Annotated in this window: 15 protein-coding genes; 12 read left to right on the forward strand and 3 right to left on the reverse strand. The window is 40.5% G+C overall.

Annotation, left to right across the window (positions count from 1 at the left end; genetic code table 11):
- Positions 1-194 precede the first annotated feature (194 nt).
- Both AAC026_RS12295 and AAC026_RS12300 read right to left on the reverse strand, forming a co-directional pair.
- Positions 195-491: an antibiotic biosynthesis monooxygenase family protein gene (locus AAC026_RS12295; RefSeq protein ID WP_339698462.1), complete on the reverse strand. Its 297-nt coding sequence runs from the start codon at positions 489-491 to the stop codon at positions 195-197.
- Positions 491-1,258, reverse strand: coding sequence for an SAM-dependent chlorinase/fluorinase (locus AAC026_RS12300; RefSeq protein WP_339698465.1), 768 nt, complete (start codon positions 1,256-1,258; stop codon positions 491-493). Before AAC026_RS12300 ends, AAC026_RS12295 begins: the two co-directional genes overlap by 1 nt.
- 94 nt (positions 1,259-1,352) lie before the next feature.
- Between AAC026_RS12300 and AAC026_RS12305 the strand changes: the two genes are divergently transcribed.
- The 4 genes from AAC026_RS12305 to AAC026_RS12320 all read left to right on the forward strand — a co-directional run bounded on the left by AAC026_RS12305 (position 1,353) and on the right by AAC026_RS12320 (position 7,469).
- Positions 1,353-2,324 carry a PhoH family protein gene (locus tag AAC026_RS12305; protein ID WP_339698468.1) on the forward strand — a complete coding sequence of 324 codons (972 nt, stop codon included), beginning with the start codon at positions 1,353-1,355 and terminating at the stop codon, positions 2,322-2,324.
- The gene (locus AAC026_RS12310) at positions 2,296-2,730 is read left to right on the forward strand and encodes a GNAT family N-acetyltransferase (protein ID WP_339698471.1); all 435 of its coding nucleotides are present in this window, start codon (positions 2,296-2,298) and stop codon (positions 2,728-2,730) included. The genes AAC026_RS12305 and AAC026_RS12310 overlap by 29 nt, the downstream gene beginning before the upstream one ends.
- A 137-nt stretch (positions 2,731-2,867) precedes the next feature.
- Positions 2,868-6,050: a carboxypeptidase regulatory-like domain-containing protein gene (locus AAC026_RS12315; protein ID WP_339698474.1), complete on the forward strand. Its 3,183-nt coding sequence runs from the start codon at positions 2,868-2,870 to the stop codon at positions 6,048-6,050.
- 78 nt (positions 6,051-6,128) lie between these two features.
- A complete protein-coding gene (locus AAC026_RS12320; RefSeq protein WP_339698477.1) occupies positions 6,129-7,469 on the forward strand; it encodes an ectonucleotide pyrophosphatase/phosphodiesterase in 1,341 nt (446 codons plus the stop codon).
- Positions 7,470-7,558: 89 nt separating this feature from the next.
- Here the strand turns inward: AAC026_RS12320 and AAC026_RS12325 are convergent, their stop codons facing one another.
- Positions 7,559-8,158, reverse strand: a complete 600-nt coding sequence (locus AAC026_RS12325) for a Crp/Fnr family transcriptional regulator (RefSeq protein ID WP_339698479.1) — start codon at positions 8,156-8,158, stop codon at positions 7,559-7,561.
- Between the two features lie 148 nt (positions 8,159-8,306).
- Between AAC026_RS12325 and AAC026_RS12330 the strand changes: the two genes are divergently transcribed.
- The 8 genes from AAC026_RS12330 (at position 8,307) to AAC026_RS12365 (ending at position 20,145) form a co-directional block, all read left to right on the forward strand.
- The gene (locus AAC026_RS12330) at positions 8,307-10,388 is read left to right on the forward strand and encodes a ComEC/Rec2 family competence protein (protein WP_339698482.1); all 2,082 of its coding nucleotides are present in this window, start codon (positions 8,307-8,309) and stop codon (positions 10,386-10,388) included.
- Positions 10,385-11,158, forward strand: coding sequence for an enoyl-CoA hydratase-related protein (locus AAC026_RS12335; RefSeq protein WP_339698911.1), 774 nt, complete (start codon positions 10,385-10,387; stop codon positions 11,156-11,158). Before AAC026_RS12330 ends, AAC026_RS12335 begins: the two co-directional genes overlap by 4 nt.
- Before the next feature lie 136 nt (positions 11,159-11,294).
- Complete coding sequence (locus AAC026_RS12340) at positions 11,295-13,670, forward strand: ABC transporter permease (protein WP_339698485.1); 2,376 nt, start codon at positions 11,295-11,297, stop codon at positions 13,668-13,670.
- A 120-nt stretch (positions 13,671-13,790) separates the two neighbouring features.
- Positions 13,791-15,725, forward strand: coding sequence for an ATP-dependent DNA helicase RecQ (locus AAC026_RS12345; RefSeq protein WP_339698488.1), 1,935 nt, complete (start codon positions 13,791-13,793; stop codon positions 15,723-15,725).
- 9 nt (positions 15,726-15,734) lie between these two features.
- Complete coding sequence (locus tag AAC026_RS12350; RefSeq protein ID WP_339698491.1) at positions 15,735-16,328, forward strand: hypothetical protein; 594 nt, start codon at positions 15,735-15,737, stop codon at positions 16,326-16,328.
- A gap of 10 nt (positions 16,329-16,338) precedes the next feature.
- A complete protein-coding gene (locus AAC026_RS12355; RefSeq protein ID WP_339698493.1) occupies positions 16,339-16,707 on the forward strand; it encodes a carboxypeptidase regulatory-like domain-containing protein in 369 nt (122 codons plus the stop codon).
- Entirely contained in the window at positions 16,697-17,251 is a 555-nt protein-coding gene (locus AAC026_RS12360; RefSeq protein ID WP_339698495.1) for an NUDIX hydrolase, read from the forward strand. The genes AAC026_RS12355 and AAC026_RS12360 overlap by 11 nt, the downstream gene beginning before the upstream one ends.
- A 56-nt stretch (positions 17,252-17,307) precedes the next feature.
- Positions 17,308-20,145 carry a FlgD immunoglobulin-like domain containing protein gene (locus AAC026_RS12365; protein ID WP_339698497.1) on the forward strand — a complete coding sequence of 946 codons (2,838 nt, stop codon included), beginning with the start codon at positions 17,308-17,310 and terminating at the stop codon, positions 20,143-20,145.
- Positions 20,146-20,165 lie beyond the last annotated feature (20 nt).

Consider the following 20,165-nt stretch of genomic DNA (forward strand, 5'->3'; position numbering starts at 1 on the left):
CGTCTACCAATTCCGCCACCTGGGCATTTGTTTGCTTCAGCGGCTACCTCCCGAAACTTCGGGACCGCCACCTGAAATTAAAGCCTCTGTAATGATTTCTCTATATTTTGGAGAATCCACCGAGGAGGTGTTGTATTGGGGTTGCAAAAATGAGTAAAGATTTTTTATGAAACAATAGCTTCTGCCAGTAAATTTTAGTCTACTTGAATAAAGCCTTTGAGCGAAAAAGCAACGGGTTTAGCGGCAAATTTAGCCTTGGTGGCTTTCCATACTTCGCCAAATAATTCCGAATGGCGATAGCGGTTTAGCGCCTCTTCGTTTTCCCAATGACTGTAAGTAGCAAAAACGCAGTCATCATTATAATCTCGCATCAACTCAAGATATTGGCAGCCTTCAAAATGACGAATACGGTCTTTGGTTTCATTGAACAATTCGATAAAGGCTTCAACTTCTTCAGCCTTAAAAGTCATTCTTACAATTCTTGTTAACATTATTCTTCAAATTGAATGAGAATTGGGCTGTCGTAGCTCAACCCCAAAAGTGTAGAGGCATTCCCCTGATTGATTCCTATTTCCAAAACGTTCAGGCTATTGAATACAAAGAAGACTTCGCCAGGGTCTACATCGTAATATTGTGAATGAATACTAGGTGCAGATTCTCTTCCAAATACCAGTTTATAATTTCTGTTTTTACTGAGAATATCGAAATCCACTTTACTGATATTGGTAATGAGGTTGCCGTAACGATCCACTCGAATGACATGGCCAGAAATTTCTTTTTTGGTAGCCCTAGGCTTTCTTAGCATCAGTTGCGTGTATGCTGTAACGGCCTCACCTAGATTGGAAACGTCTTCATTTGTGGCCAAGCGCAGCACAAAATCGGCCAGAACACCGCGCTGAGGAAAAGTAGAATGATCGTCAATGGATAACTTTACAATAGCTTCTGGAGTTTTATCACTGATCAAACTTAATATTCCGTTATCAGGGGCAACAAAAAAATGATCTTCAATTTTAGCGGCTAAATAAGAATCTTGATTAGCTTGTGCTACGTTAGTGCTAAGCATGTGAATAGTGCCTTTGGGAAAATCTCTAAACACGGCACTTACCACAAATGCCATATGGGCAATATCGAAAGGTTCGATATCGTGGCTAATGTCAATAAGTTTTAATGCATTGTCCTTAGAAATCAAAGAGGCCTTTAACGCGGCCACGTAATGGTCGGTGTGTCCAAAATCAGAAGTTAAAGTGACAATGGCCATAAAAGACTATTCGGTTAAAATTTCTAAGTTTGTGAATAGCAAAAGTATTGAAATTTTTGGGGCTTAATCAATCAAATAAAACATAGTTCAGCGTTTGGTAGAAAAATTAATTATACTCGAAAACATAGCCATGGTCGACTTTTTAGGCGTGGCAAATGAGAACATCAAAGAAGTGGCCTCTGCTTTTCCTAAAAGCAAGATTGTATCTAGAGGTAACGAGATTCTCATTCAAGGGAATGCATCTGAGATTATCCAAATCAATGATATTCTGAACTCGTTGGTGCAGCACTACCATAAGTATGGAAAGGTGACGCATGACAATGTGAAATCGTACATCAAGAGCGAAGCAGAGTATATCAATGGGCAAAGTGATGAAGGCGTCTTGGTTTATGGTAACAGAGGAAATACCATTAAGCCTAAAACAGCTAATCAAAAAGCATTGGTGAAAGCGGTTGAAGAAAATGATTTGGTTTTTGCTGTGGGGCCAGCTGGTACAGGTAAAACCTACATTTCTGTGGCCATGGCTGTTCAAGCTTTAAAAAACAAAGAGGTAAAGAAAATCATCATTACGCGCCCTGCGGTTGAAGCAGGTGAAAATTTGGGTTTCCTTCCGGGAGATCTTAAGGAGAAAATTGACCCTTATTTAAGGCCGATTTACGATGCCTTAGATGAAATGATACCTTCAGAAAAACTAAAATTTTATCAGGAGAACAGAGTTATAGAAATAGCGCCTTTGGCTTATATGCGGGGTAGAACGCTGAATCATGCATTTATTCTTTTGGATGAAGCTCAGAATACCACGGCCATGCAAATGAAAATGTTCTTGACACGTATGGGGCCAAACTCGAAGGTAATTGTTACAGGAGATATATCTCAGATAGATTTACCTCGAAATCAAAAGTCGGGTTTGGGAGAGTCGCTTAAAATTTTGAGTGGCGTTAAAGGAATTGCAAGAGTAGATTTAGATGCCAAAGATGTGGTGCGCCATAAATTGGTAAAGGAGATAATTTCGGCTTACGATAAACATCAAGAAAAAAATGATAAGAGTAAAAAAAGTGGAGAATAAGGAAGAGCTTAATCAAGCTTTTGCCATCCGTGAAAAAGTGTTTATTGAAGAACAACTTTGCGATCGCGAAGAGGAATTCGATGAATTCGATGCGGATTCCGCTCATTTTATTGCTTATTATAATGGAGAGCCAGCAGGGACATCGCGTTACCGAGCCACAAAAAAAGGTGTGAAACTAGAGCGTTTTGCTGTGTATGAAGAATACAGAGGTAAAGGGGTAGGGAAGCGTTTGGTTCAAATGGTTTTGGCTGATGTTGAAAATAATGCTGCCAAACCCGGCACTTTAATTTACCTCCATGCCCAGCTCACTGCCATGCCATTGTATACTAAATATGGCTTTGTGAAAGTGGGCGAAAAATTCGTAGAAGCTGCTATTGAGCACTTCGAAATGCAGAAGAAAGTTTAGTCTTTTGTTTCCCCAATATTAAGAAAATGTAATACTAACCAGTAGGCTGGTTAGGGTATTGTTAACCTTTTTGCAGATGTTAAAATCTAACATTTGCTCGAGAATGGTAGCCATAGTTTTGTGCAAAAAACAACACTATGAAACTAAAATTCTACCTAATCAAAATCAATAGTAGGCAACTGGGGATGGCCTTACTATTGTTGACCTTCACGGTTTTTCAATCCCTAGCGCAAGCAACTGATGCAACAATTCAAGGGGTTATCACAGCTACAGATAACAGCACACTGCCAGGAGCAACAGTACTTATAAAAAACACGGCTACTGGTTTTCAAACAGGTACCGTAACCAATGCAAATGGTGAATATCGCTTTATTCAGGTGCCATTAGGTGGTCCTTACGAGATCACCGCTTCTTTTGTGGGCTATGGTTCAAAAAAGAAGGAAGGCTTTATGGTCAACCAAGGCGATCAATTAAAAATCAACTTTGAATTATCTGAGGCGGTTACAGAAATGGAAACCATTGTGGTAACTGGTGATCAAATCCGCTCTTCTATCGATAGACAAGGAGAAGCGACTATTGTAAGTACGCAGCAAATTCAAAACTTGCCTTCTGAAGGAAGAAACTTTACTCGTTTGGTAAGCCTTTCTCCATTACAAGGTGGAGGAAGCTTGAACTTGGGTGGACAAAGAAGAACCTCTACAGGTGTTACTATTGACGGTTTGAACGCTAGGAATACATTGACTGCGGGTGAAATCGGGCAGGGGCCATATACCATTTCACAAGAAGCGATTAGAACTTTCGAAATTTCTACCAATGACTATGATGTAACGCAAGGCCGACAAGGTGGTGGAGCTATTAAGGCGGTAACCAAGTCTGGTACCAATGATTTACAAGGAAGTGCTTTTATATACCATAGAAACGACAAGCTTCAGAACGATCTTGACATTAGAGAAAACCCAAGAACGGCTGACTTCAATAACACACAATACGGTGTGAGTTTAGGCGGGCCAATTGTAAAGGATAAGGTTCATTTTTTCGCAGTGTTCGAAAGACAGGAAGCAACCGACCCACTTTTTATTGCAGACATTCAAACTGCTGATGACGAGAACAGATCAGGCTTGACCAAAGCCAATTTGGACCGTTATTTACAAATAGCAAGAGCGAAATATGGCTTGAGCAATGACCAGCAGGTTGGTCAATTTGAGCGTTCGTCTGAAGCAAGTACCTTCTTTGCCCGTGTTGACTGGCAGTTGAATAACATTCACAGACTGACGATTAGAAATAACTATAATAAATACACAAACCCATTTAGCACTAGCGATAACTCTAGTTTTGAATTGGCCGAAAGTTATTCTGACTTCAATTCTCAAGAGAACACTTTGGGCGTTTCATTGCGATCGGCATTCAACGCCAACTTAACCAATGAATTCAAATTGCAATATCAGCATGCTGAAAGAGCTTACAACCCAAGTTCGCAATTGCCTTCTTCAAACATTCCCAGAGCGATTGTAAATGTGCAGTCTACACTTCCTGATGGATCTTCGGCCAGCAGAACTGTTCAGTTGGGTGGTCAGCGTTATTCTCCTGAAACTAACTTGGAGAACATGATCCAGTTCACCAACACGGCTTATTTGTCTAGAGGAAATGTGAATTTCACTTTCGGAACGGACAACATGATTACTTATTTGGAGACCTTACTTTCAAATGAGCAAAACGGTCGTTTCTTCTTCGATTCACTTGATGACTTCGAGAACTTAACGCCAAGTCGTTATGCCAGAGAAGTGCCATTGCAAGGTTTGCCAATTGTAAAACAAACCGTATTGGATTTATCTCTTTTCGCGCAAGCAGAATTTAGCCTACACCGTGATTTGGAAGTGATTGCTGGAGTAAGATGGGATGGAACAATCTTCACTGAAGGTGCAGAATTCAACCAAACTGTTTTCAATGAATTAGGAATTAGAACGGATAACCGTCCGCAAGATTTGGACAACATTCAGCCAAGGTTACAAGGGATATGGAATATTGGAGGTAAAGATTCAGACATCATCAAATTGGGTGGAGGTATCTTTAACTCTCAGCCACATTACTATGCTCAGGTAAACAACATTCAGAATTCTGGAACCTTGTTGGGGGCTATTGATGTGACGGGTGCGGATGTTCCAACTCCTGATTTCAACGCATACAGAAATGATCCAAGCACAGTGCCTGGCGTACCAGCAGGCCAAGTGCCATTCAGCACCATTAACGCAGTAGGCGACAATTTTGAAGTGCCAACCACGGCTAAATTCAACGTTGATTACACGCACTACTTCGGTGATAAGTATTCTGTTTCAGTAAACTACTTGGCAAGTAAAACCACCAATAACTATGTTTATCAGGAAGCCAACTTGGCGAAAGACCCATACTTTGTGACCAACGAAGGTAGAGAAGTGTTTGTGCCTGCGAATACCATTACCGCAAGCGGAATTACTGACTGGACCAACAGTAGAATTTCGAACCAAGTAGGTAGAGCATTAGTATTGGAATCTGACGGTGAAGTAAAGCAGCATGCCATTATCATTTCCGGATCTGCTCAAGTAGGAAAGGATGGATACTTTAACATTTCCTATACAAGAAACAGCTCTAAGGATAACTCTTCTTACAACTGCTGTGTAGCCAACACTTCTACTTTCTTGCCAGTTACTGGCGATCCAAGAGACTTGAACTACGGTTATTCTGACAACAACTTCCGTTCGAAATTTGTAGTGAACACTGCTTCACCTTCTTTCCATGGTTTTGTTTTAGGAGCTACCATAACGGGTTCAGGCGGAAGTCCTTTCAACTTTGTAGTAGATAATAACAACAGAAGTGCAAATGGAGACTTTAACCTTTCCAACGATCAGGCTTACATATTCGATCCCAACGATGCAAATACGCCACAGGCTATTAAAGATGGTTACATGAATATTTTGAATAATCCTGATGTGCCTCAAAACTTCAAAGACTACCTACAAGATAACTTCGGTCGTTTTGCAGAAAGAAACGCAGGTGTCAATGGTTTCTATGCCAACATCGACCTTCGTTTATTGAAGAAGATTAAGTTAACAAATGGTCATGGCTTAGAACTTTCTGCTGATCTATTCAACTTCGCAAACTTCTTAAATAGCTCAAAAGGGAACAGCCATGAATACAGCAGAAACTTAGAGTTAATGCGAATTACAGGCTTTGATCAAGTAGCTAAATCTTATGATTACTCGGTGCAAACTGGAGCTGGTAACAAACCAATTGGCGGAACGCCATGGAGGGTTCAGCTAGGTTTACGCTATACTTTCGGCCAGTAATGGTATTTTAAAATAGATAGATTAATGCTAAGGGTAGGTGCGAAAGCGCCTGCTCTTTCCTTTTAAAATTAGAAACAGATGAAAAAGTATATAGCAATAGTTTTAGTAATGATTTTAGGCTTGAGTTTAAAGGCCCAGCAGTCAGAACATGTGGTTTTGATCTCTATTGACGGTTTCCGTCCCGATTTTTACATGGAAGCCAAATGGCCTGCGCCAAACATGAAATGGATGGCCGAAAACGGAACAAAAGCGGAAGGCGTTCGTGGTGTTTACCCTTCGGTAACTTATCCATCGCACACTACATTAATTACTGGGGCTAAGCCTGCCCGTCATGGTATTTACTACAACTCTCCATTCGAAGAAAAAGGCCAGACGGGCGCTTGGTATTGGTACGAAAACCAAATTAAAGTACCAACACTTTGGGACGCAGTTCGAGCGAAAGGAATGAAATCAGCAGCCTTTATTTGGCCTGTTTCCGTAGATGCACCTATCGATTATAATATTCCTGAATTCTGGTATTTGAAAGAAGGAACAGATCGTATTGAGCCAATGCGGGATAAGGACATTCCGAATGGTTTTTTCGAAGAACTAGAGAGAGAAGTTTTAGGGAAAATGAATAACAACACTTTTAATGGTGAGTTTTTCAACAGAGAAGATAGAACTGGTGAAATGGCTGCTTATGTGTTGGAAAAGCACAAGCCTAATTTCATTGCACTACACTTAATCGGTACAGATCATTTTCAGCACCAAGGCGGAAGAGACGGTGAAATGGTGCCTTTTGCTGTAGCCGCAGCCGATAGGGCGATAGGTAAAATTAAGGAGGCCGCAGAAAGAGCTGGAATTCTAGATAAAACCACTTTTATCATTTCAGGAGACCATGGTTTTGTGGATGTACATTCACTTTTGAGCCCGAATGTTTGGTTGGCAAATGCAGGCTTAATGTCTACTGCCCAAGATCGAGGAAACTGGAAAGCTGCTTTTCACACTTCTGGCGCAGCCGCGTTTTTAATGTTGAAAGACCCCAAGGACACTAAAACTTTAAATCAAGTAAAGCAGATTTTAAACGACCTTCCTGAGAAAACCAAAAAGCTTTTTAGAGTAGTATCGAAAGAAGAGTTGGCTCAAGTAGGTGCCGACCCAAATGCGCTTTTGGCTATAGCACCTATACCGGGCGTGGCAATGTCGGGTTCAGCATCTGGCGATGATTTGAAAAGAGGTTCAGGCGGAACACACGGGTATTTTCCAGACTTCAAACAGATTGAAACTGGTTTTGTAGCTTGGGGCGCAGGTGTTACTAAAGGTAAACTTGTACACAAAATGGGCTTGGAAGATGTAGCGCCTGTAATCGCAACTTTATTGGGCTTAGACTTTACAGCACCTGATGGAGTTTTGTTTCCGGGTATTATTGAAAAGAAGTAAGTATCGCCCCTGGTTTGTTTGCTTTGCTAGCAGGAAGTGTTGAATAAGAAGAGGGATCATGACGATCCCTTTTTTTATTGCTGATGTTTTTAGGCAGTTTTCTTTAACCTCGTGGGTTTTAATTTTTTAATGATCTGACTTACGGTTTGACGTGTCATGCCAGTTAAATCACCTATTTCTTGTTTGGTGAGCAATGAAAAAAGGTGGTGCTTTTTATTTTCCGAGTCTAAAACCTCCCTGTCAAAATCATTGTAAATTACTTGCAGTCGCTCAATACTATTGGCCGAACGAATACTGAATAAGCGTGCTTCAGCAATACTCCATCGTCTTACTGCATTTTTATTAAACCACTCAGAAACTTTGGGGTCTTCTACGATGATACGCTTAAAAAAATCGAGTTGATAGACACGCAAACGGCAGGGGATTATCGTTTTTGCGAACTCAAAAAACTGCCCATTCAAGTATTTTAAATTTCCAAAGGTGTCTGGAGCGCTCAGAATATCATAAGTAATATCTTGCCCTTGACTTCCATAACTGCCCAATTTTACAGCGCCAGATACAATTTCATAAATAGAATTGGTCTGTTGGCCAGGTTGATAAATCTGCTGATCCTTAGCAACGTAGATTTCTTTTACTACTCTATCTAATGAATAGTCATCAGCAGAACGCAAGTATTCAATCAGGTTCATTGTTTAGATCGATGAGTCAGTTCAAATTTAAAGATTGATTGCCTGATCAATTTAACCTTAGTGTTATGCTTTCTTTACTTGGTATAAGTGGTGTCAGTATTATTCACAACCCCTTCATTGTAATAAAATAAATAATTATTTTGACTGTGTGAATTTTAATTCGTTTCCATTTATTCGATTCTCTGCTGCCTTTATCCTTGGGGTGGTTGTTTACCATTATGATAATGAATGGATTGATATTAAGATTTGGTTACCTGTTACGCTTTTCATTATCTATGTTTTTCTAGCGCTCCGTAATTCGTTGCGCTTTCAGTATGTGCTCTCTGTTTTGGCTTTGGTCATTCTTTTTTGCTCAGGATTTCTTCGGTTGAAGGAACATAGAGTTGATAATTCACCCGACCATTTGCTTCACATCAACCAAGAAATTGAAGCGTACCGAGCGGTGATATATGAAGAGCCAGCCGTGAAGGCCAACTCGATCAATGTTCGGCTTAAGGTTACAGATGTACTCACTGGAAAATGGCAAACTGCTTCGGGTTATGTAAATGCTTATGTAAGTAAAGAGGTGGGTGCAAACCTTCAGTATGGTGATATTTTATTGGTCAAAGGTTCACCAAACCTTACAGAAGCACCTGCCAATCCGGGCGAATTCAACTTCAAGAACTATTTGGTCTATAACAATATCTTCCATCAGCAATTTATCGGAGAGAATTTTCAATTGCTTGGCCATGATTTACCTTGGTGGAAATGGCCTGTTGCGACTTCGATTAAAATTAGGAATAAATGTGCCGAATTACTCAAAGCCAGAATTTCAGATCCTGACGCTAGGGGTGTTTTGTTGGCCATTACTTTGGGGGTGAAAGATGAGTTGGATACTGAACTTCAAACCTCATTTTCGGCAGCAGGTGCTATGCATGTTTTGGCCGTTTCGGGTTTGCATGTGGGCATTATCTACGGAATTATTCTACTGATTTTTAAGCGGCTTAAACTCAATACTTGGAAAAGGCGCTGGTGGATGGCGGTGATCAGTATTGTGCTTTTATGGTGCTACGCATTCATTACTGGCCTTTCTCCCTCTGTGCTTCGTGCCGTGACGATGTTTTCGTTTGTTGCAATTGCTAAAGCGAAAAACACCAACAGCAGCATTTATAATACGCTGGCCGCTTCGGCTTTTGTGCTGCTTTGCTGGAATCCCTATTTGATCATGAGTGTAGGTTTTCAGTTGTCGTATTTGGCTGTTTTTGGCATCGTATACCTTCAACCTAAGTTTTACAACTTATTCGATATTCATAATACTTGGCTTGACAAGGTTTGGGCAATAAGTTGTGTTTCTTTAGCAGCTCAAATTGCGACCGCCCCTTTGAGTATTCTATATTTCCATCAATTTCCGAGCTATTTTCTATTCTCCAATTTGTTCGTAATCCCAGCCGCTTTTGCCATGCTTATTCTGGGTTTGGTGGTACTGGCCTTGGGTGGAATTCCTTATTTGGGCGAAGCCGTAAATTGGCTTACAGAATCCTTTGTTCAAATCGTTAATTGGCTGGTGCATTGGGTAAGATGGCTTCCGGGCAGTACTTTAGATGGCATTCATTTAACTACAGGCGAAACATGGCTGATTTACGCAGTCATTATAATGCTTATCATTTTATTGGCTGAAAGGCAATTCAAATACTTAATGTGGGCATTGAGTTTTTGCCTTTTGTTTGTGTTGAGTCAAATGAATCATTGGAATGAATACAGAAATGCAGAGTTCAGCGTATTAAATGTTTCTGGTGAATCCGTATTGGATTTTAGGGTGGGAAATAAAAGTAAGCTGGTGGCAGATACTTCATTCTCACAAAATTTAGATCGAATTCAATTCCATTTAGAACCCAAGCGGCAATTAGCAGGCAGCAGCCTTCTACCTTTCGAAGATGAATTAGAATTAGCGATCGAAGATTTTAATGGGTATCAGTTGATTGTTTTTCAAGGCCAGCGAATTTTTAAACTTAATCAAAAAATCAAGGTTGAATTTGAAAGACCAGTGGAAGTGGACTGCCTCATTCTTTCAAATGAAAGTGTTTACGACCTAAAGGATTTAGAAGGCAAATTTGAGTTTCAAGAATTAATTATCGACAAATCAAATCGGAAGTTCTTGGCCGATAAGCTCACAAATCAGGCAGAAACGCTAAATTTGAAAGTGCACTCCATCTATCGCGATGGCTATTATTCAAGAATATGGAAGAAATGACTTTAGTGAAATACGAAGTGGCCAACCGCATTGCCACCATTACTCTTAACCGACCAGAAAAAAGGAATGCCCTAAATGCCGAAATGGTTACGCAACTCAAGCAGGCATTCACTCAGGCGGCAGTAGATGAAAATGCAAAAGTCATTGTATTGGATGCCGCTGGTGATTCCTTTTGCGCTGGTGCCGACTTGGCGTATTTACAGCAACTTCAGAATAATACCTTCGAAGAAAATCTGGCCGATTCAAATCATTTAAAAGAGCTTTTCTTACAAATCTATCAACACCCTAAAGTGGTGATTGCCAAAATTCAGGGGCATGCTATCGCTGGCGGTTGTGGTTTGGCTACGGTTTGCGATTTTTCATTCACCGTACCCGAAGCCAAATTCGGTTATACTGAAGTCCGCATCGGTTTTATTCCGGCCATTGTAAAGGTTTTCTTGCTTCGGAAAATAGGAGAAGGAAAAGCGAAGTCACTATTGCTCACTGGTGAGTTGATTCCAGCCGAACTGGCCGAATCCATGGGCTTGGTAAACACCGTAGTGGAGGCTATTGACTTGGATATGGAAGTGGCCAATTTTGCTCAAATGTTGGTAGAGAAAAACTCAGGTCAGTCTATGGCTTTCACCAAGCAAATGATTGCCGCTGTGCAAAGTATGGATGTGGAAGAAGGCTTAAGTTATGCTGCCGAAATGAATGCGAAAGCCCGCGCTTCTGAAGACTGCCAAAAGGGAATTGCCGCTTTTTTGAATAAGAAAAAGATTGTTTGGTAGATGTTTGGCTGTTTTTTCAAATCAGTTGAATACAGAATTATGACTATTGAGTGTAACCATAAAGCAGTTGGTGTTGTCCAACTTTTGGAAGTATAAGTTATCGCTTACATTTCTATAGGTTTAAACTCAAAAGGTCATGTTAAAAAATTACGCAAAGGTTGCCATGAGAAATCTCATGCTCCACAAAAGCTACTCATTCATCAATATATTCGGTTTATCGGTAGGCATTACGGCTGCCATTCTCATTTTGCTTTATGCCCAAGGCGAATTGAGTTATGATAAAATGCACACACAAGCCGATCAAACTTATTTGCTCTACAAACAGCGGATTACGCCTACTGGAACGCAAGATACTTATGACACTTGGGTACCCACTTTGGACGCACTCAAAGATGAATACCCCGAAGTAATTGGCGGAGTTAGGGTGGCGGAAAACTCCCTTTGGTTACAAGTGGGAGAAAAGCGTTTCAACGAACCTGCAATTTTAACTGATGACAGCTTCCTTTCCATTTTCAACTTTGAACTTAAGGCTGGAAATAGAGATAAAGTATTTGAGAACTTGAACTCCATTGTGGTTTCAGAAGAAGTAGGGCAACGACTTTTCCCGAATGAGAATCCAATGGGAAAAACGGTTTCTATTGCCAGTTTAGGACAAGATTACATCGTTTCGGGTGTATTGGCAGAGCCACCTTACAATAGTAGGCTGCAACCTAATGTATTACTTCCAATCCAAAGCGATCCTGAATATGAGGGTGTGGCGGGGAATTGGGGCTCCTCATTTTTAGAAACCTATCTGCTACTGCAAAAGGGCACAGATGTTCAGGGTTTAGAACAACGCTTTGAGCCCTTTATTGCTAAGATTTGGGATGAGCAAACTGCCGAAACAACGGACTTCAAATTGGTCAACCTTTTGGATTTATATGATCAACTAAATGGTAACCGTAGGTACGCTTATATTTTGTTGGTGGTCGCTTTGGTGATCGTGGTGATCGCCTCTATCAACTTTATGAATTTGGCCACTGCCCGTTCCATGGACAGGGCCAGAGAAGCAGGGGTAAGAAAGGTGCTGGGAGCCTTAAGGCGAGAAATGGTCATGCAGTATATGGTTGAATCTTTGAGCATTTCATTTCTTTCCTTGATTATTGGTTTGGCCTTGGCGTTGCTGTTGCTCCCGCAATTCAATAGTATGTATAATGTAGAATTGAGCCTCAGTTTTACTAATAATATGGAGCTACTTTTGGGGCTAGTGGGCTTGGGTTTGTTAATTGGAATTGGTTCTGGACTCTACCCTGCTTTGTACATTTCTTCCCTCAAAAGTGTAGATTCTTTAAAAGGAAAAGTGCTCAAGTCGAGTAAAATGAGTCAAGCTGTTCGGAATACTTTGGTAGTGCTGCAATTTATGTTTTCGATTTTGTTAATCGTAGGCACTCTGGTATTGAACAAGCAAGTCAAGTTCATGAAAAACCAAGACATGGCTTTTGATAAAGCTGACTTGCTGGTGTTGCCTATCAATCAAAGGGATTTCCCTGGGGAGGAAGAAGGCCAAAACGGATTGGCTTCCATGCGGAATAACTTAAGTCAAAATTCGGCCATAGTTTCGTTAAGTGCTTCCGCTTCAGTTCCTGGAAACTTTCCGGGCCGTTTTACTTTTGTGGTACCCGATGGTTTTACACCTGAACAGCGATTGCGCATGCGCTATACTTATGTAGATCATGATTTCTTCCCTAATTTGAAGATGGAATTTACGGAAGGAAGAAATTTCTTAACCAACAGTGAAGACGATCAATCGAATGCTGCCATTGTAAATCAATCCGCCTTTGATGCTTTCGGTTGGGAAGGAATTGATGGAAAGTATTTGAACTTCGGAAGTAGGAAAATGAAGGTAATTGGGGTGGTTAAGGATTATAATTTTGAATCATTGGCCAATGAAGTGGCGCCCATCATTCACTTTTATCGACAACCAGAAAACGCAATTCACGGCTTTACAGTAGCCAGAATTCAGTCGGGCAGAGCACAAGATGTGTTAAAATTAGCCGAAGCGGAATGGGCAAGGGTACTTCCTTCCGTGCCTTTCGATTACTATTTTCTTGATGATCAATTTGCCCAACTTTATGAAAATGAAGATCGATTAACTGGAGCAATTGGAGCCTTTTCTATCGTGGCGATTATCATTGCATCCTTGGGCTTGTTGGGGCTCTCTTCTTTAATTACTACCCAGCGCACTAAGGAAATTGGAATTCGTAAAGTATTGGGCGCTTCAGTTTCTAGCATTGTAAAAGAACTCACACGGAGCTTTGCTCTGCTGGTGCTCATCGCTTTCGTAGTTTCCGTTCCTCTGGCTTTTTGGGTGCTGAATGGCTGGTTAAATGACTTTGCCTACAAAACAGATATTGGAATCTTGGTTTTCGCGTTGGCTCTTTTATGTACATTTTTGGTTGCCATACTAACCATTGGAATTCAAACCATCAATGCCGCAACTAAAAACCCAGTAACCGCTTTACGTTCCGAATAGAGAGCGATAAACTTAACGTTTAGCCCTTAAATTCCTTTTTTTGAAGTTTTGATAAACTCCAACGCAAAACTGCTGTTCTTTGCAGTCTACAGTTTGAATTAATCTTTATCTTCACTCTTAATGAACCAAGGGCTAAACATTCTAAAAAAATACTGGGGCTATAATGCCTTTAGGCCTTTGCAGGAAGATATTATCAATGCTTCGCTAGAAGGCAATGATGTGCTTGCTTTGCTACCTACGGGTGGAGGAAAATCCATTTGCTTTCAGGTTCCTGCATTGGTAAATGAAGGGCTCTGTGTGGTGATTTCACCGCTGATCGCCCTGATGAAAGATCAAGTATATCAGTTGAAAAAACGTGGTATTTCTGCCGAATCTCTTCATGCAGGAATGTCCAAACGCGAGATTGATTTTGCCCTAGATAACTGTGTCAATGCCGACATCAAGTTTCTTTATGTTTCTCCTGAAAGGTTGAAAACCGAGCTTTTTCAAGAACGAATCAAGATTGTTCGCGACACACGAGGGGTTAACTTAATTGCCGTAGATGAAGCGCATTGTATTTCGCAATGGGGTTATGATTTCCGCCCTGCTTACTTAGAAATCGCTGCCATACGTGAGTTGCTGCCCGAAACGCCAATTATGGCTTTGACAGCAACCGCAACTGAAAAGGTAAAAGCTGATATTCAGGAAAAGCTTGAATTCCGAAACAAGAAGGTATTTACCAAGAGTTTTGCCAGAGCGAATCTTTCCTATTCAGTTCGGTTTGAAGAACACAAGGAAAGAAAACTTTTAGAGGTATTGAATCGAGTACGTGGATCTGCGGTGGTGTATGTAAGCACCCGAAGACACGCCAAAGAATTGGCTCTAATGTTACAAAGAAGCCACATCAGTGCTGATTTTTATCATGCAGGCTTAACGCATGAAGAGCGAAGCTTGAAACAAGAAAATTGGATTCACAACCGTACACAAGTGATTGTTTCTACTAATGCCTTCGGAATGGGGATCGATAAACCAGATGTTCGGTTAGTGGTTCATATGGATTTGCCCGGAAACCTAGAGGCTTATTATCAAGAAGCAGGCAGGGCTGGGCGCGATGAGAAAAAGGCCTTTGCAGTAATTATTTGTCACCAAAAGGACATTGAGGAGTTACGAAAGAAGACCAAAAATTCGTTACCCGAAGTGAAATTGATACGGGAGGTATATCAAATGTTGGGTAACTATTATCAGTTGGCCAATGGCAGCCATCCGCAAGGCAGCTTCGATTTCGATTTCCAAACCTTCTCAAAAAACTTCGATCGACACCCGATGGAGATTTTCAACGGCATTAAAGTGTTGGAGTCCCAGGGAGCGATTTTATTGAGTGAGTCTTTCTATCAGCCTTCGCGGTTGATGTTTGGGTTGAACCAAAAGCTGATGTATGAGTTTCAGATTGCCAGCGCCCAGTTTGATCCACTGATTAAAGCCATTCTTCGACTTTATGGTGGAGAAGTTTATAACAACTTAATCATCATCCAAGAAAATAACTTGGCCGCCAACTTAGGGCTTACCGTGGATGCCTGCCGAAAAATGCTGAAGCATCTACATGAGCGAGAAGTGCTTGAGTATATTCCTCAAAAGGATCAGCCTCAGTTATCGTTTTTGATGCCAAAATATCCAGCCGATAAGTTGCCAATTGATAATCACCAGATTGAAAGCAGGCGCAAGTTGATTACCGTAAAAATGGAATCAGTAATTGCTTATTTACACAATGAAGAGCGCTGCCGAACACAACAGTTGCTAGAGTATTTTGGTGAGGTGAATTATGATCCTTGCTTGGTCTGCGACAATTGCGTTCAGAATAAAAGAAAGGCTGAAGAGCTAAAACTGAGAGCAAAATATGAAACACAAATTTTCTCTCTATTAGACCAATCTACCGAATTTGATGTTAATGGTTTGGTGAATGCCATAGCGCCTGAAAACAAAAATGTATTGACAACGCTTGTAGCTGAACTGGTTGATCATGGAGTTTTGAAGTTTGACGAATTTGGGAAGCTAGAAAAGGGCAGGAAGAATACATAAATATTGACTATGAGTTTTTTTGACGATATATATAATAAGATTTTTAAAGGGAAGGCCGAAGGCCCAGCTGAGTTAGTCCATGAAACATTAGAAAGAACCAGTAAAGAATCTGAGAGCTTTCAATCGTGGTTGGCTAGTAATAAAAAGACTGAATTACTGACTGAAATCTATAATGCTTACCATCTGAAAAAGAAAGGTATTGTAACTAAACTCAATATTCACTTGCTAGAAACCAAGTATTCAAATGGCTTTGCGGTTACTTATGACAATGAAATATCAAGTGATGACTTCAGAAACTTGTTCGATTATTTAAAAGAGAAAACCCTTGAGTTCGAGTATAAGTTGGCGCAAAACGACCGTAGAATCATCGATCGTGAATCTTATGAAGAGGTAATCGAGAAATGGTATTTGAAACCTCAAGGTTTAGAATTGGAAGAAAAAAAATCTAACCAACTTTACGGCAATATTCTCATCGAATACGTTATGATCGATCGAAAGCCCAGTTATATAAAATTGATGGCCAATGTCTATCAAGATCGTTTATATTCCGAGGCCTTACCTTTCGAGGTATTTATTGAAAAATTGTTTGACCGAAACCTCTAATTTAAAAAGAATGAAATCTGTATTGATTACCCTAACATTGATTTTTGGCACCCTATTTACGCCTTCTGAGCAACCAGACCAAATTTTTAACACCAAACTTAAGCTTACCATTTTAGATGAACTTGGTAATGTAGTGGAAGGAGCCAAGGTAACAATCTATAAAACTCAAGCAGATTATAATGCCGAAAAAAATGCAGTTCAAGATGCTCAGTTAACCAATAACAAAGGACAAGTGACTTTTAAGAAATTGGATGCCATTTCTTATTACGTATTGGTTAGAAAAGGAGATATGGATAACTCAGGTGGTGGAGAAATGGTGAGTAAGCTTGAGAAAAAGAAGTTGAACAAAGCCAATATTGTAATTTCGGATGGAGTTTAATTTAAGACAAAAACTCCTTATAGAAATTAAGGAATACCAATCTGAATACAAAGAAGAGCAGGCTTTCAAACCTAGGTTTGAAAGCCTGCTTAGTAATTATGAAAATTGCTTTGAACGATCTTTGCTAATGGGGCATATAACGGCTTCTGCTTGGGTTTTGAATCATAAGCGAGACTCCATATTGTTGCTACATCATGCCAAATTGAACAGATGGCTGCAGCCGGGCGGTCATGCCGATGGCGATGAAAACGTGAGGGCAGTGGCCTTAAAAGAAGCTGAGGAGGAAACTGGTATTTCAGATTTCGTTTTCGCTTCAAACCAAATATTTGATTTGGACATCCACACCATTCCTGAAAGGAAAGGAGTGCCTGAGCACGAACATTATGATGTTCGGTTTTTACTCGTAGCGCCAGAAAGAGCCGTGCCGCAGTTGAACCATGAATCAAACGATCTTAAGTGGATTCATTTCAGTAACCTGAAGGAAAGGATAAGTCACGAGTCCTCTTTAGTGCGTATGTATGCCAAAACAAAGCAATTTATTTAGTTGAAAACCACGCTCCTATGCAATAAAATTGCTTGAGTGCCCTATATTTATCATTGATGAAGGTGAACAAAAAATCTATTTCATTTCTGGGTCTTATTGGCTTGTCAGTAATAGTGGCTATAGTGTTTATTTCAACACCTGAGCCAAAGAATAATCAAACCGTAGTAGATCCGCCTAAGGCAAGGTCGGAGTTTTTTTCAAGGGAGAATGTACAGCAGAGGGGTGAATATATTCACCAGATGTTGGCCAATCCCTCAACTGACGAAATCCCAATCAATATTCGTGAGCTGGAAAATCAATTTGCTCAAGAGTTGGCTTTTAAAGCTAATTTGAATCGCTTGCGAATGCGTGCCGCAGGCACGGACTCGAAAAATGCACCCAGCTTACTGACATGGAGTTCGCTAGGCCCGAACAATGTAGGAGGTAGGACAAGAGCCGTAGCTATAGATGTTCAAAATGAAAATATAATACTTGCTGCAGGAGTTTCTGGAGGCGTTTGGCGCTCTTCAAATGGAGGTCAGAGCTGGACAAAAACAACAAAATCTGATCAGTTGCAAAGTGTAACCTGTATTGTTCAAGATACACGACCAGGAAAAGAGAATGTTTGGTACTATGGTACTGGTGAACTGGTTGGTAATTCAACACGATCTCCCGGTGCACCTTTTAGAGGGGATGGAATTTATAAATCGACTGATGGTGGACTAAACTGGCTTCCGTTGCCTTCGACCCAAGTCAATAATCCAGAAAAATTTAACTCACCCTTTATGTACGTATGGGATATTACGATTAATCCCAACAGTGTCAATGACGAAATTATTGCAGCTATTTATGGTGGAATCGTGCGCTCTGCCGATGGCGGTCAAACTTGGGCTACCGTTTTGGGTAACTCGTTATATGAAATTGGAAATAATGTGGATTTAAATGATGTTACCGCCATCTTCTATACTGAGGTGTATCGAGCGAACAATGGTGTCTTCTATGCCACGCTTAGCAATGCTACCAATGCAAATACATTATCTTCAGTTGCTGGAATATACAAATCGATTGATGGCGTGAATTGGACAAGGATTATTACTTACACAAACCGGGTGTATAGACGGACAGAAATAGGTGCTTCCTTGAGTAACGCGAATATTGTTTACTTTCTTTCAGACACTAGCGAAGGGCATAGGCTAATCAGATATAATAACTCCACCGGTGCTATCGATGATAGATCAGTTAACCTGCCTGATGGAACGGATGAAGAAATTGAATCTTTTGACTCTCAAAACTCATACGATTTATTTGTAAGGGTACATCCAGCTGATGAAAATATAGTGTTTGTTGGTGGAACAAATATTTACCGATCTACAGATGGCTTTGCTACAAAGGAAAATGTTCAATGGATAGGTGGCTATAATCCAGATGAAGAAGGGGATAATAATTATCCAAATCATCATCCCGATCAGCATGACTTGATTTTTTTGCCGTCAAATCCTAATGTTATGATTTCGGCCAATGATGGCGGACTGTTTAAGACCAATAATAACTTGGCAAGTCCTGTGGTTTACGAGTCGTTAAATAACGGCTATATCACAACTCAATACTATACTGTTAATATGAGCCAATCGCCTGCAGACAACTTTGCTTTCGGTGGGCTACAAGATAATGGTACTATTCTTTCTGCCTTTGGCGGTAATAATAATGGTATCAACCTGATTGGTGGAGATGGCGGCTTTACAGCATCTACAAGGTTTGGGCTTAATTACTATACATCATTTCAAAATGGGCAAGTTTATCGTCTTACTTTGAACCGCAATTTTGCACTCTCTTCCTTTGCCAGAGTAGACCCATCTGGCGCTGGCGCTGATCCTTCTCAGCCTATTCTTTTTATTAACCCATATGTGTTGGATCATAATAACGGAAATAGGATGTTTTTCGCGGGAGGAGATTTTTTATGGAGAAATAGAAACCTGAGTCAAATCCCTTCTGGCTTACAAACGAAGACTGACGTTAACTGGGAGAGGCTAGAAAGAACAGAAATTGCTTCTGGCTCTATTTCGGCATTAGAAACTTCTTCCGATCAAGAGAATATTTTGTATTACGGCACCTCAGCTGGGCAAGTATTTAGAATGGATTTTGCTCATTCTGACGGGTATGCGGTGACTGAGATTACTTCTGATATTTTACCATCAGGAGGCTATGTCAACTCTATAGCAGTAAACCCAACCAATGCTGATGAAATCGTTGTGGTCTTTTCTAATTACCAAATAAAGAGTGTTTTTAGGTCAACTGATGGAGGTGTAACTTTTGAAGGAATTTCTGGAAATTTAGAAGAAGACCCTACGGGAATGGGAGCTGGCCCTTCAGTACGTTGGGTAGAAATTGTTCCGAAAACAGATGGAGTCACAGAATACTACTTAGCTACAAGTGTTGGTCTTTTTAGTACTACGGCCTTAAATGGCGAGAATACAATTTGGTTACAAGAAGGTGAACAGTCTATTGGGAATGTGCCTGTGAATATGCTTGATTACCGTAGGTCTGATGGCAAAATAGTGATAGCTACTCACGGAAATGGACTTTATCAAAGTCAAATTCAAGGTGTAGTTCCAGAGCCCGTAATACCGAGCGGTAGCGGCTTGATTGTTCAAAATGCATTTCCAAACCCGTTTACAGATAACATTGCGATTAGTTATACATTACCTGAAACCGATGCGGTTAGGGCGCGGGTATATAACTCTAATGGGAAGTTGGTGAAGACTATTGCTTTAGGTTTAGGTTTTCAAGGAGAGAACGAAATTTTTTGGAATGGAACCGATGTCTCTAATAGTCCCGTTCCTCCCGGAGTATATATCATTCGTTTAGAGTATCGCGGTGAAATTAAAGCTCAAAAGGTGATTTATACTAGAGAGTAATTCCTTTCAGAAACAATTGT

Origin of the sequence: uncultured Roseivirga sp. (genome assembly GCF_963973945.1) — a bacterium.
Taxonomy (GTDB): domain Bacteria; phylum Bacteroidota; class Bacteroidia; order Cytophagales; family Cyclobacteriaceae; genus Roseivirga.

Excerpts from the sequence above, each read along its gene's own strand:
- AAC026_RS12295 (WP_339698462.1), bottom strand. The coding sequence starts at position 491 with ATGTTAACAAGAATTGTAAGAATGACTTTTAAGGCTGAAGAAGTTGAA.
- AAC026_RS12300 (WP_339698465.1), bottom strand. The coding sequence starts at position 1,258 with ATGGCCATTGTCACTTTAACTTCTGATTTTGGACACACCGACCATTAC.
- AAC026_RS12310 (WP_339698471.1), top strand. The coding sequence starts at position 2,296 with ATGATAAGAGTAAAAAAAGTGGAGAATAAGGAAGAGCTTAATCAAGCT.
- AAC026_RS12315 (WP_339698474.1), top strand. The coding sequence starts at position 2,868 with ATGAAACTAAAATTCTACCTAATCAAAATCAATAGTAGGCAACTGGGG.
- AAC026_RS12320 (WP_339698477.1), top strand. The coding sequence starts at position 6,129 with ATGAAAAAGTATATAGCAATAGTTTTAGTAATGATTTTAGGCTTGAGT.
- AAC026_RS12325 (WP_339698479.1), bottom strand. The coding sequence starts at position 8,158 with ATGAACCTGATTGAATACTTGCGTTCTGCTGATGACTATTCATTAGAT.
- AAC026_RS12335 (WP_339698911.1), top strand. The coding sequence starts at position 10,385 with ATGACTTTAGTGAAATACGAAGTGGCCAACCGCATTGCCACCATTACT.
- AAC026_RS12340 (WP_339698485.1), top strand. The coding sequence starts at position 11,295 with ATGTTAAAAAATTACGCAAAGGTTGCCATGAGAAATCTCATGCTCCAC.
- AAC026_RS12345 (WP_339698488.1), top strand. The coding sequence starts at position 13,791 with ATGAACCAAGGGCTAAACATTCTAAAAAAATACTGGGGCTATAATGCC.
- AAC026_RS12350 (WP_339698491.1), top strand. The coding sequence starts at position 15,735 with ATGAGTTTTTTTGACGATATATATAATAAGATTTTTAAAGGGAAGGCC.
- AAC026_RS12355 (WP_339698493.1), top strand. The coding sequence starts at position 16,339 with ATGAAATCTGTATTGATTACCCTAACATTGATTTTTGGCACCCTATTT.
- AAC026_RS12360 (WP_339698495.1), top strand. The coding sequence starts at position 16,697 with ATGGAGTTTAATTTAAGACAAAAACTCCTTATAGAAATTAAGGAATAC.
- AAC026_RS12365 (WP_339698497.1), top strand. The coding sequence starts at position 17,308 with ATGAAGGTGAACAAAAAATCTATTTCATTTCTGGGTCTTATTGGCTTG.